The sequence below is a fragment of the Azospirillum isscasi genome, from assembly GCF_030849505.1.
In the GTDB taxonomy this organism is placed as follows: domain Bacteria; phylum Pseudomonadota; class Alphaproteobacteria; order Azospirillales; family Azospirillaceae; genus Azospirillum; species Azospirillum isscasi.
Genome location: NZ_JAUJFI010000070.1, coordinates 14,599 through 27,194 on the forward strand (window position 1 = coordinate 14,599; position 12,596 = coordinate 27,194).

8 protein-coding genes are annotated in these 12,596 nt (G+C 71.5%); 6 read left to right on the plus strand and 2 right to left on the minus strand.

All coding sequences use genetic code 11. The features are described 5' to 3' along the window. The first annotated feature begins 51 nt into the window (after positions 1-51). Entirely contained in the window at positions 52-870 is an 819-nt protein-coding gene (locus tag QSG27_RS15270; protein ID WP_306707530.1) for a GH12 family glycosyl hydrolase domain-containing protein, read from the plus strand. Between the two features lie 133 nt (positions 871-1,003). On the opposite strand, the gene fbaA is transcribed toward QSG27_RS15270, so the two are convergent. Together fbaA and QSG27_RS15280 are read right to left on the minus strand one after the other, a co-directional pair. After that, positions 1,004-2,086: a class II fructose-bisphosphate aldolase gene (fbaA, locus tag QSG27_RS15275; protein ID WP_306707531.1), complete on the minus strand. Its 1,083-nt coding sequence runs from the start codon at positions 2,084-2,086 to the stop codon at positions 1,004-1,006. A 220-nt stretch (positions 2,087-2,306) separates the two neighbouring features. Next, positions 2,307-3,014, minus strand: coding sequence for a Crp/Fnr family transcriptional regulator (locus tag QSG27_RS15280; protein ID WP_306707532.1), 708 nt, complete (start codon positions 3,012-3,014; stop codon positions 2,307-2,309). 391 nt (positions 3,015-3,405) lie between these two features. On the opposite strand from QSG27_RS15280, the gene QSG27_RS15285 reads away from it, so the two are divergent. From QSG27_RS15285 to QSG27_RS15305, 5 genes are all read left to right on the plus strand, one after another. After that, positions 3,406-5,679, plus strand: coding sequence for an ATP-binding protein (locus QSG27_RS15285; protein ID WP_306707533.1), 2,274 nt, complete (start codon positions 3,406-3,408; stop codon positions 5,677-5,679). Further along, entirely contained in the window at positions 5,676-6,158 is a 483-nt protein-coding gene (locus QSG27_RS15290; protein WP_306707534.1) for a response regulator, read from the plus strand. Before QSG27_RS15285 ends, QSG27_RS15290 begins: the two co-directional genes overlap by 4 nt. Before the next feature lie 15 nt (positions 6,159-6,173). Beyond that, the gene (locus QSG27_RS15295; RefSeq protein WP_306707535.1) at positions 6,174-9,041 is read left to right on the plus strand and encodes a hybrid sensor histidine kinase/response regulator; all 2,868 of its coding nucleotides are present in this window, start codon (positions 6,174-6,176) and stop codon (positions 9,039-9,041) included. A 179-nt stretch (positions 9,042-9,220) separates the two neighbouring features. Next, the gene (gene ptsP / locus QSG27_RS15300; RefSeq protein ID WP_306707537.1) at positions 9,221-11,743 is read left to right on the plus strand and encodes a phosphoenolpyruvate--protein phosphotransferase; all 2,523 of its coding nucleotides are present in this window, start codon (positions 9,221-9,223) and stop codon (positions 11,741-11,743) included. Next, positions 11,740-12,596: 1-phosphofructokinase family hexose kinase (locus tag QSG27_RS15305; RefSeq protein WP_306707539.1), on the plus strand; the 857-nt coding region annotated here is incomplete at its 3' end. The genes ptsP and QSG27_RS15305, both read left to right, overlap by 4 nt.

Here is a 12,596-nt window from a genome sequence, read left to right on the forward strand (position 1 = left end):
TGCCCGACGCCGGATGGGAAAGGCCGGACCACGCGGGAACGGGGATGCTCCATGACCACCACGCTGACGGGAAGCGCCGACCGCCTGGAAACCGGCGGCTGGGCGGCCAGCGGCAATGTCTGGAATCCGGGCGGCTACCGGAACGGCCGTGACTTCAAGCAGGCCATCGCCATCGACGAGGCCGGTTTTCCAAACGGGACGGTGATGAGCTGGAGCTGGCCCTACGACAGCCGGCGCGCCCTGACCTACGAGAATTACCCGGTGCGCGCCTATCCGGAGCTGACCTACGGCGTCAATCCGTGGAACGGCAAGCCCTCCACCAGCATGGATTTGCCGGCGCGGATCGCCGATCTGCCGAATTTCGACGTGACCTACAAGGTCGGGCTGACCGGCGCCACGAATCTCTACAACGTCGCGGTCAGCCTGTGGATCGGCGACGACCCGGCCAAGGGGATCGAGGGCGTGACCGACGAGGTGATGGTGTGGCTGCACAGCGGCTATTTCACCCCCGCCGGGGAGCCGGTCGCCACGCTGACCGACGCGCAGGGGGACGCCACCCTGTGGAACAAGCCGCTCTTCAGCGGCGGGGTGGACGGCAACCCCATCGACTGGGAGTACACGGTCCTGCAATACGGCGACGACCGGCTTGCCGGGACGCTGGACCTGGATGGGCTGCTGGACGAGCTTCAGGACCGCGGGATCGTCAGCGGGACGGACTGGGTCCTGGGATTCCAGTTCGGCGCGGAGGTGGCGGCGGGAACAGGGTCGATGACGGTGGAACAGTTGGCCGTGGATTTCACGGCACCGCCGGCTCCGGCGTTGGGCGTGACGACGCCCCAGTCGGTGATCGGGGTGCTGCCGACGGTGTGAGGGGGAGTGGTCGCGCCGGGCCCCCACCCAACCCTCCCCCACACCTTCGGTGAGGGAGGGGACTTGTCTCCCTCTCCCGCGAAGCGGGGGAGGGTCGGGGAGGGGGCCCGGCGCAACCACTCCCCCGCCCCGATCAGCCCGCCAGCGACTTCCCGGAGGCGCCCAGGTCGGCGAAGGCCTCGTCCAGGCGGCGGACCATGCCCTGCTCGCCCAGGCGCAGCCACTTGCGCGGATCGTACAGCTTCTTCAGCGGCTTGCCCGACTGCGGGTCGATCTGATGGCGGAAGGCCGCCTCGTTCTCAAGCACGAAGCCGCCGATGGACTCGGCGAAGGCGAACTGGGTGTCGGTGTCGATGTTCATCTTGAACACGCCGAAGCCGACCGCCTGGGCGATCTTCTCCTTCTCCGACCCCGAACCGCCGTGGAACACCAGCGCCAGCGGCTTGGCGCCGCCGCCGGGATGACGCTCCGCCACCAGCGCCTGCGAGGCGCCGAGGATTTCCGGGCGCAGCTTCACGTTGCCCGGCGCGTAGACGCCGTGCACGTTGCCGAAGGAGGCCGCGACCGAGAAATGGCCGATGGGCGACAGCTCCTCATAGGCGCGCAGCACGTCTTCCGGCTGGGTGTAGAGGTGGGCGTTGTTGGCGGCGTCCAGGTCCTCCGACCCGATGCCGTCCTCCTCGCCGCCGGTCACGCCCAGCTCGATCTCCAGGCTCATGCCCAGCGGGGCGAGGCGCTTCAGGATGCGGGCGCATTCGGACAGGTTGAAGTCCAGCGACTCTTCCGACAGGTCGAGCATGTGGGAGCTGAAGAGCGGACGGCCGGTGCGGCGGAAATGCTCCTCGCCATGGCCGATCATGCCTTCGACCCAGGGGATCAGGCCCTTGTTCGCGTGGTCGGTGTGCAGGACGACGCAGACGCCGTACTGCTCGGCCAGCAGATGGACGTGCTGGGCCGCCGACACCGCGCCGAGGATGCGGGCCTGGAGCGCGTCCTTCATGCCTTCGCCGGCATAGAAGCGGGCGCCGCCGTTGGAAAGCTGCACGATCACGTCGGAGCGGTTCTTCGCCGCCGCTTCCAGCACCGCGTTGATGCCGTTGGTGCCGACCACGTTGACCGCCGGCAGAGCATAACCGCCGTCCTGGCAGGCGGCGATCAGCGCGCGGTAGTCCTCTCCGGTCACGACGCCGGGCTTCAGTCGGGTCGGGGCAGACATGGGTGGGTTCCTCCCTCGGGAAAAGATACTGCCTTGAAACATCGGTCTGATCGTTCGGCCAAGCCCCATATGGGCATGGGGCCGGCGAACGGCACGCGCTCTTTTTGCCACTTCCCGAGCCGAAACGCTGCAAAAGACTTGCCGTGAAGGCCATCGCGGGCCTGTGACCAAAGGACCCGCTCCGCCCGGCAGGCGACGCCCGCCGGCGGATTCCGCGGCGCTACCCGTCGAGCGCCACCGCCTCCAGCGCCGGCAGGTCGCAGGTGAAGACGTTCGGCGCCTGTTCGACCACGAAGCCGGCGCGCTTGAACTCCGCGACGGTGCGGCTGGCCGTCTCCATGCCGACGCCGAGCATGGCGCCCAGATCCTCCCGGCCCGACAGCAGCACCGGCTCGTCCGGTCCATCGGCGGCGAGCTTCAGGAACAGCCGGGCCAGACGCCGCCGGGCGCTGCCGGTGGACAGCTCCGTTAGCCACTCGTCGGCCTGGTGCAGGGACTGGTACCAGCGCTCCATCAGGCGGGCGTGCAGGCGCGGCGTCTCCTTGCTCAGCCGCTCCACCACCGCGCGGGGCAGGCGGCAGGTCTCGGCCTCCTGAAGCACGACCGCCGTGTGCTCGTAGGGCTTGCCGACCAGCACCTCCAGCCCGGCCACCGCCCCCCGGCGGAGCAGCCGGACGATGCGCTGCGTCCCGTCGGGAAGGAACTGGACCAGCTTCACCAGCCCGCTGCGGATCGTGTAGAGGGAGCCGCCTTCCTCCCCCGCGCTGTAGAGCACGGCGCCGGGCTGGAACCGCAGCTCGTCGATGGGGATGTGGATCAGGTCGAAATCCTGGTCGCGCAGGTCGCCGAACAGGACGAGGTCCCGTATGGCGCAACTGCTGCAGCGCGCGGTGCCCAGCCGCGCGGCGTCGATCCCGTTACGATGCACCCCTGCCTGCCTTCCATTCACCGGGTCCGCGCCCCAACCGGTCCGGTCCGCTCCGATGACGGGGGAATCTTACGTGGTCCGGCTGAAAAATTCCAATGACCGGGATGCCCCCGCCGCTTTGCCATATCGTGCACCACCCCAACGCCCTGCCCCAACGCCCTGTATTGCGCGCGAAGGAAGGGCAAATTATATGACGAACCGCTTATATCCTTGTTCTGAAGTGGTATTGTCTAAGTCATCCGCTGTTGATAACCAAACCGATGAATGCCACGTCAAGCACTCGGCTCTGTCTAAAGTCATTGGATAACCCGGACACCGAACAGGGAATTAGGGAGCGGCCTATTGGATTGTCTTTTCCGTGTGGGCAAACGCCACCTTGAGGACCGGCGCCATGACCGCCGGTGATTTGGACCTCGACGCCTGCAGCCGGGAACCGATCCATATTCCCGGCACCATCCAGCCCCACGGCATGCTGCTGGCCTTCTCCGGCGGCTCCGATCCGGTTCTGATCCGGGCCAGCGCCAACGCGGCTCCGGCGCTCCGCCTGCCGCTGGACGAGGCGCCGGGCCAGCCGCTGGAGCGGGCGCTGCATCCGCTGATCGCCGCCCCGCTCCGCTCCTTCCTCGCCGCCGGGCCGGTTCCGTCCCGTCCGGTGCCGGTGGCCTTGGCCGATCTGCCCGGCGCGGGGCGTCACCAGCTCCTCGCCCACGCCGTCCGTGATGCGGTGGGCGGCGGCGCGGTGATCCTGGAGCTGGAGCGGCTGGACGGGCTGGAGACCGGCCTCCTCGACCATGTCTATCCCCGTATGCGCGAGGCGCTGGAGCGGCTGGACGCGCTGAACACGCCGCGGGATCTGCTGACCTGCGCCGCGCGTGAGGTGCGGGCGCTGACCGGCTTCGACCGCGTGCTGATCTACCGCTTCGACGCCGACTGGCACGGCACGGTGGTGGCGGAGGACGGGAACGGGCGGCTGCCCTCCTACATGGACCTGCGCTTTCCCGCCTCCGACATCCCCACCCAGGCGCGCGAGCTGTACCGGCTGAACCGGCAAAGGCTGATCCCCGACGCCGGCTACGCCCCGGTGCCGCTGGTCCCGGCCGGGGCGGAGCCGCTGGACCTCAGCTTCTCCGTCCTGCGCAGCGTGTCGCCGGTGCATGTCGCGTACATGCGGAACATGGAGACCGCCTCCTCCATGTCCGTGTCGATCCTGCTGCACGGGGCGCTGTGGGGGCTGGTGTCCTGCCACCACCGGGAGCCCAAGGCGGCGTCCTACGCGGTGCGCTCGGCCTGCGACCTGATCGCCCAGATCCTGTCGGTGCGCATCGCCGCCGTGGAGGACCGGCGCGACGCGGAGCACCGCATCGCCCTGCAAGCCATCCAGGCGCGGCTGCTGGCCGCCATGGCCCAGGCCGACCCCTTCATCGCCGGCCTGGCCGAGCGTCCGGACGACCTGCTGCGCTTCGCCAACGCCACCGGGGCCGCCGTGGTGTTCGAGCGGCGCTGCACCCTGGTCGGCGACACCCCGACGGAGGAGCAGGTGCGCGGCCTCGTGGACTGGCTGGCCGCCCAGGGCGAGCCGGAGCGGTTCGAGACCGACAGCCTGCCCGCCCTTTACCCGCCCGCCGCGGCCTTCGAAGGCAAGGCGGCGGGCCTGCTGGCCATCGCCGTGTCGAAGCTGCACGCCAGCTACGTCCTGTGGTTCCGGCCCGAGGTGGTGCGCACGGTCCGCTGGGGCGGCGACCCGCGCAAGCCGCTGGACCGCGACGGCCAACGCCTGCACCCGCGTGCCTCCTTCGAGACCTGGAAGGAGACGGTGCGCCACCGCGCGCAGCCCTGGAGCGCGGCGGAGCGCGACACCGCCGCGGCGCTGCGCCACGCCGTGATCGGCATCGTGCTGCGCAAGGCGGAGGAGCTGGCCGCCCTGTCGCGGGAGCTCGCGCGCTCCAACAAGGAGCTGGAATCCTTCTCCTATTCCGTCTCCCACGATCTGCGGGCGCCCTTCCGCCACATCGTCGGCTATGCCGAGCTGCTGCAGGAGCTGGAGTCGGGCAGGCTGAGCGCCACCGGGAAGCGCTATCTCGACACCATCGTGGACGCGGCCAACAGCGCCGGCACGCTGGTGGACAACCTGCTGCACTTCTCCCAGATGGGCCGCAGCGAGCTGACCCCCGTCGCCGTGGACATGAACGCCCTGCTGGCGGAGGTGCGGGAGACGCTGGCCCCGGAAACCGCCGGCCGGGCGATCGCCTGGGACGTCGCCCCGCTGCCCACCGTGCGCGGCGATCCCGTGATGATGCGGCTGGTCCTGCAGAATCTTCTGTCCAACGCCATCAAATACACCCGCGGGCGGGAACCGGCGCGCATCGCCGTGGGTTGCGAAGACCGGCCCGGCGAAATCCTCTTCTTCGTGAGGGACAACGGGGTCGGCTTCAACCAAGCCTACGAGAAGAAGCTGTTCGGCGTGTTCCAGCGGCTGCACCGCAACGAGGAGTTCGAGGGCATCGGAATCGGGCTTGCCAACGTGCGCCGCGCCGTGGACCGCCATGGCGGGCGGACCTGGGCCGAGGGGCGGCTCGACGACGGGGCCACCTTCTTCTTCACGCTGCCGAAGGCCGGGGCGGCGAAACCGGATCCGCGTGACCTCCAGGAGCGATCGGAAGCATGAGTGACCTGAAACCCATCCTGCTGGTCGAGGACAACCCGCGGGACCTGGAGCTGACGCTGGCGGCGCTGGACAAGTGCCAGCTCGCCAACGACGTCATCGTCGCCCGCGACGGGGAGGAGGCGCTGCGCATGCTGACCCGCCGCGACCCGGAAACCGGAAAGCCGACCCAGCTTCCCGCCGTCGTCCTGCTCGACCTCAAGCTGCCGAAGATCGACGGGCTGGAGGTGCTGGAGCGGGTGAAGAACGACCCCGAGACCCGGCACGTCCCCATCGTGATGCTCACCGCGTCGCGCGAGGAAAGCGACCTCGTGCGCAGCTACCGGCTGGGCGTGAACGCCTTCGTGGTGAAGCCGGTGGACTTCAAGGCCTTCTTCGAGGCCATCCGCGACCTCGGGGCCTTCTGGGCGATCCTGAACGAACCGCCGGTCGGCTGCGCCCGCCGCCCGGCGGGAATCCCGTCCGCGGGAAAAGGCGCCTGAGGAATGCCAGCCGGAATGTCTTCTGCCGTCGCCATCCTGCATCTGGAAGACAGTCCGCTGGACTGCGAGCTGGCCTGCGCGCATCTGGAAAAGGCGGGGATCGCCTGCGACGTCACCCGGGTGGACACCCGCGCGGCCTTCGAGGCGGCGCTGGGCGCCAGGCGCCACGACCTGATCCTGGCCGACTTCTCCCTGCCGGACTTCGACGGGCTGGCGGCCCTGGAGATCGCCAAGGCGCGGGCTCCGGAAACCCCCTTCCTGTTCCTGTCCGGGCGCATGGGGGAGGAAACGGCGGTCGAGGCGCTGAAGCTGGGGGCGCGCGACTATGTGCTGAAGCAGCGGCTCGCCCGGCTGCCCACCGCGGTGCAGCGGGCGATCTCCGAGGCCCGCACCCTGGCCGAGCGGCGGCAGGCCGAGGAGAATCTGCGCCGGCTGCGCCAGGCCATCGACGACATCCGCGACTACGCCATCGTCACGCTGGACCCCGAGGGGTGCATCACCTCCTGGAACGAGGGCAGCCGCCGCCTCTTCGGCCACACGGAGGAGGAGGCGCTGGGACGCCCGCTGTCCCTGCTCTTCGCCCCGGAGGAACGCTGCGCGGAGGACGTGCGGGGCCTGCTGGCCGGAGTGGCGGAAAAGCAGCGCCGCGAGGTCGAATGGACCCACGTCGCGCGGGACGGGCGGCGCTTCTTCGGCTCGTCGGTGCTGACCGTGGCCCGCGACGGGACGGGCGCGCCGACCGCCTATTCGGTGGTGGTGCGCGACATCACCGACCGCCGCGCCACGGAAATCGCGCTGCGCGACAGCGAGGCCAAGTTCCGCGCCATCGCGGAAAGCATGCCGCAGCTCGTCTGGTCCGCCCTGCCGGACGGCATTCCCGACTACTACAACCCGCATTGGTACGCCTACACCGGCACCCGGGCGGAGACGATGACCGGAACCGCCTGGATGGAGGTGGTCCATCCCGACGAGCGGGCGCGGACCGGCGCCCTGTGGATCGGGGCGGTGCGGTCCGGCAGCGCCTACGAGGCGGAGTACCGGCTGCGCGGCGCCGACGGGCGGTACCGCTGGTTCCTGGGGCGCGCGGTGCCCCTGCGCGACGGGGACGGGCGGATCACCCGCTGGTTCGGCACCTGCACCGACATCGACGACGCCGTACGGGCGCGCGCCGCCCTGGCCGACGCCCGCGAGGATCTGGAACGGCAGGTGGCGGAGCGCACCGCGGAGCTGGTGTCCGCCAACCGGCGCCTGCTGGCCGAGGTGGCCGAGCGCCAGCGCGCGCAGGCCGGGCTCAGCGCGCTCTACGCCAAGACCCCGGTGCCGCTGCTCTCCCTGGACGCGGAGGGCCGGCTGCTGAGCGTCAGCGACCGCTGGCTGGAGTTCATGGGCTATGAGGCGCGCGGGCAGGTGCTGGGCCGTCACATCACGGAATTCATGCCGCTGGACGTCGCGCGCAAGCATCAGGACGACCGCTGGCCGGACCTGCTGCGGAGGGAGGCGTTCCAGGACATGCCCTACCGGCTGGTCAAGCGGTCCGGGGAGGTCGCCGACGTGCTGGTCTCCGCCCGGATCGAGCGGGACGGGCGGGGAAATTTCCTGCGCACCATGGCCGCCGTGGTCGATGTCTCCGCCCGCCTGCGCGCCGAGGCGGAGCGGGAGCGGGCGGAGGAGGCCCTGCGCCATTCCCAGAAGATGGACGCGCTGGGCCAGCTCACCGGCGGCATCGCCCACGACTTCAACAATCTGCTGACAGCGATCTCCGGCAACCTGGACCTGCTGCTGTCGCGGCTTGACACGGCGGAGCGGGCGGACCTGCGCGACTACGCCACCCACGCCAAGGTCGGGGCGACCCGCGCCGCCGGGCTGACGCAGCGCCTCCTCGCCTTCGCCCGGCGGCAGCCGCTGCGCCCCGACGCGACGGAGCCGGGCGCGCTGGTGCAGGGCATGGAGGATCTGCTGCGCCGCACGGTGGGCGAACAGGTGTCCATCGCGACCGATTGCCCGCCGGACGTCTGGCCGGCCTGGTGCGATTCCAACCAGCTTGAAATCGCGCTGCTGAACCTCGTGGTGAACGCCCGCGACGCCATGCCGGACGGCGGGCGGATCACCATCACCGCCGCCAACGCCCACCTGACGGACGCCGACGTGGCCGGCGACGCCGCCGGGGCGGCGCCCGGCGATTATGTGCTCCTGACGGTCGCCGACACCGGAATGGGCATGCCGCCGGACGTGATCAAGCGGGCCTTCGACCCCTTCTTCACCACCAAGCCGATCGGGCAGGGGACCGGGCTGGGTCTGTCGCAGGTCTACGGCTTCGTCAGCCAGTCCCGCGGGCTGGTGCGGATCGAAAGCGAGGCCGGTCGGGGCGCCGCCGTGCGCCTTTACCTGCCCCGCAGCGCGGGAGCGGAGGGCGCCGGCCTGCCGCCGGGGGCCGCCGCGGCGCCCGCGCGGGACGAAACGGCGGACGAGACCGCCGGAACCGTGCTGATCGTGGAGGACGAGGCGCTGGTCCGCATGGTTGCGGTGCAGGCGCTGGAGGACGCCGGGCTGGAGGTGGTCGAGGCGTCGGACGGGACGGAGGCGCTGGAGCTGCTGGACAGTGGCCTGCGCGCCGATCTGGTGGTCACCGACGTCGGGCTTCCCGGCATGAACGGGCGCCAGCTCGCCGAAGCGGTGCGGGAGCGGCGGCCCGATCTGGGTGTGCTGTTCATGACCGGCTACGCCTACGACGCCACGCACGGCACCGGCATCCTGGAACCGGGCTGCGAGGTGCTCCAGAAGCCCTTCGAGACCACGGCGCTGGTCGCCCGCGTCACCGGCATGCTGGCCCATGGGCAGGGCGCCGCCGTCCGTGAAACTATGCCGGAACGCCATTGCGACTGAAGCGTTGACTCTCCGGCGAAGGAGCCGTGGAATCGCCTTTGAAGTCCCCTCTCCCCGCTTTCGGCGGACCTTCGGTCCGCCGAAAGCGGGGAGAGGGCTATGAAGGCCAAATGCGCTTGCTCTGGGCAAAAGAGGGTCCAGCCCGTGCGCATGGACTCCGCGAGGGGGGAGGACGGGCGATGCTTCAGGTCTCCGAATCGCAGGTGCGCCTTGGGCTGTCGGCGCCGGACAAGACGGAGGCCATCCGCCTCGCCGGGCGGGCGATGGTCGACAGCGGCCTGATCGACCCCGGCTACATCGACAGCATGCTGGGCCGCGAGGCGGTGTCCGGCACCTATCTGGGCAGCGGCATCGCCATCCCCCACGGCCTTCCCGAAGCGCGCGATCTGGTGCGGCGCACCGGCGTCGTGGTCGTCCAGTTCCCGCAGGGCGTGGATTGGGGCGGCGGGGAGCCGGCGCGGCTGGTTGTCGGCATCGCCGCCAGGTCGGACGAGCACATCGCCGTCCTGCAACGGCTGACCGGCGTGCTGGGCGACCCCGCGGCGGCCGAGCGGCTGGGCACCACCCGCGACCCGCGCGCCGTGATGGCCGTGCTGAACGGCGAGGCGCCCGCCGCACCCGCTTCGGAACCCGCCGCCATTCCCGTCGACGGGGATTCCGTGTCGGTCGCCGCCCCGTCCCCCCACGGGCTGCACGCCCGCCCGGCGACGGCGCTGGTCGAGATCGCCAAACGCTTCCGCGCGGAGATCGCCGTCCGGCACGGCGGCGCCACGGCCAACGCCAAGAGCCTCGTCTCCCTGCTGCGGCTCGGCGCGTCGGGCGGCCAGCCCCTGACCGTCACCGCCTCCGGCGAGGACGCCGCGGCGGCGCTCCGGGCCATCCACGCCGCCTTCGAGGCCGGGCTGGACGAACCGGTTCCCGTGGCCGCGTCTGCGGCGAAGTCTGCGGCGGAGGAACCGGCGCCGCGGGCCGTCCCGGCGGACCTCGACTATGACGGGCGGGTGATCGCCGGCATCTCCGCCTCGCCCGGCGTCTCCACCGGTCCCGTCTGGACGTTCCAGCGGGAGGAGCTGACGGTCACCGAGACCGCCCCCGATCCCGAGCCCCAGCACCGCCGGCTCGATCAGGCGCTCGCCGCCGCCGCCGCCGACCTGCGCAACCTGCATGAGGAGTTCTGGAAGAAGGCCGGCGCCGCCAAGGCCGCCATCTTCAAGGCGCATCAGGAGCTTCTCGACGATCCCGAGATGGTCGGGGAGGCCCACGCCCTGATCGCCCAGGGCAAGAGCGCCGGCTGGGCGTGGCGCGCGGTCTACGAGGAGCGCGCGGCGACGCTGGCCCAGCTCGCCGACCCGCTGCTGGCCGGGCGCGCCGCCGACCTCAACGACGTGGGGCGCCGCGTGCTGCGTCTGCTGGCCGTGGTGACGGAGACCATGGCGGCGCTGCCGGACCATCCCGTCATCCTGCTGGCCGAGGATCTGGAACCCTCCGACACGGCAAAGCTGGACCCCGCCAAGGTGCTGGGGCTGTGCACGGCGGGGGGCGGCGCCACCTCCCACACCGCGATCATCGCGCGCTCGCTGGACATTCCCGCGGTGGTCGCCGCCGGGCCGTCCGTGCTGGACCTGGAGAACGGGCGCGCGGCGATTCTCGACGGCGACGGCGGCGTGCTGGTGGCCGACCCCAGCGAGCGCGACCGCAGCCGCGCCGCTGAGGCCCGCATCAGGGTGGGCGAGCGGCGGGAGGCGGAGCGGCTCGACCGCTACAAGCCCGCCATCACCACCGACGGCAAGCGCGTGGAGGTCGCCGCCAACATCTCCGACCCGGCGGAGGCGGTGCAGGCCGTGGAGGCGGGCGGGGAGGGCGTCGGGCTGATGCGGACAGAGTTCCTGTTCCTCCAGCGCGACCTGCCCCCGGACGAGGAGGAGCAGTTCGCCGCATACCGAACCATGGTGCGGGCGATGAACGGGCTGCCGATCATCCTGCGCACGCTGGACATCGGCGGCGACAAGAACGTGCCCTACCTGCGCATGCCGGCGGAGGGCAACCCCTTCCTCGGCGTGCGCGGCATCCGCCTGTGCTTCGAGCGGGAGGACCTGTTCCGCACGCAGCTCCGCGCCATGCTGCGCGCCTCGGTGGAGGGGCCGGTGCGCATCATGTACCCGATGATCGCCGCCCCCGCGGAGCTGGAACGCGCCAAGGCGATCACCGAGGCGGTGCGGCGGGAGCTGGGCGTGCCGCCGGTCGAGGTCGGCATCATGATCGAGGTGCCGTCCGCCGTGATGCTGGCCGACCGGTTGGCGCGCGAGGTGTCCTTCTTCTCCATCGGCACCAACGACCTGACGCAGTATGTGCTGGCGATGGACCGGCTGCACCCGGTGCTGGCCCCGCAGGCGGATGGGCTGCACCCCGCCGTGCTCCGCATGGTGAGCCACACCGTGGACGCCGCCCGCCGCGCCGGGATCTGGGTCGGCGCCTGCGGCGGGGTGGCGGGCGACCCGGCGGGGGCGGTCCTGCTGTCCGGCCTGGGCGTGGCGGAGCTGAGCGTGGCGATCCCCGCCGTTCCCTCCGTCAAGGCGCGGCTGCGCGCCATCGCCATGGCCGACGCCGAACGCACCGCCCGCGAAGCGCTGGACTGCGCCGACGCGGCGGAGGTGCGGTCGCTGGTCCGTCAACGCTTCGCCGACGCCGGAGGCGTGTCATGAACCCGCTGGACAACCGCCGCCCCGGCGTCGTCACCGTGACGCTGAACGCCGCCATCGACCAGACGCTGGACGTGCCGGGCTTTGCCGCCGGGGCGGTCAACCGGGCGGTGGCCGAGACGCGGACCGCCGGGGGCAAGGGCATCAACGTCGCCGCCTTCCTGTCGGGCACCCCTTCGTCCAGCGGGACGGTGCCGGTGACCGCCACCGGGTTCCTGGGCGAGGAGAACACCGCCGTGTTCGACGCGCTGTTCCGCCGCCGCGGCATCCGCGACCGCTGCCTGCGCCTGCCGGGCCGCAGCCGGGTGAACATCAAGCTGGTGGACCGCGAGGGCCGCTCGGTCACCGACATCAACCTGCCCGGCCTGCATGTCCCGGCGGAAAGCTGGCGGGGGCTGCTGACCGTGGTGGACGACCTCGCCGCCGCCAACCGGACCTTCGTGCTGGCCGGCAGCGTGCCGGCGGGCGTGCCCGATACCGCCTATGCCGAGATGGTTGCCCACCTGCGCGCCCGCGGCGCCTTCGTCGCGGTGGACGCCAGCGGCCCGCCGCTGCGCCACGCCGTGGCCGCCCGCCCCGACATGGTGAAGCCGAACGCCGCGGAGCTGTCCGAACTGCTGGGCCGCCCCCTGAACGGCCGTGCGGAGCTGGTGCGCGCCGCCCGCGACCTGTCGGAATCGGGAATCGCCCTGGTCGTCGTGTCGCTGGGGGCCGAGGGCGCGGTCTTCGTGGAGGGGGGCCGCGCCCTGCTGGCCGTGCCGCCGCCGGTCGAGGTCGCCAGCACGGTCGGCGCCGGGGACGCCATGGTGGCCGGGGTCATCGCGGCCCGGCTGGAAGGGGCGGGGCCGGAGGGGGT

Bases quoted from the DNA above. Each gene is read 5' to 3' on its own strand.
- QSG27_RS15270 (WP_306707530.1), top strand. From the start codon at position 52: ATGACCACCACGCTGACGGGAAGCGCCGACCGCCTGGAAACCGGCGGC.
- fbaA (WP_306707531.1), bottom strand. From the start codon at position 2,086: ATGTCTGCCCCGACCCGACTGAAGCCCGGCGTCGTGACCGGAGAGGAC.
- QSG27_RS15285 (WP_306707533.1), top strand. From the start codon at position 3,406: ATGACCGCCGGTGATTTGGACCTCGACGCCTGCAGCCGGGAACCGATC.
- QSG27_RS15290 (WP_306707534.1), top strand. From the start codon at position 5,676: ATGAGTGACCTGAAACCCATCCTGCTGGTCGAGGACAACCCGCGGGAC.
- QSG27_RS15295 (WP_306707535.1), top strand. From the start codon at position 6,174: ATGTCTTCTGCCGTCGCCATCCTGCATCTGGAAGACAGTCCGCTGGAC.
- ptsP (WP_306707537.1), top strand. From the start codon at position 9,221: ATGCTTCAGGTCTCCGAATCGCAGGTGCGCCTTGGGCTGTCGGCGCCG.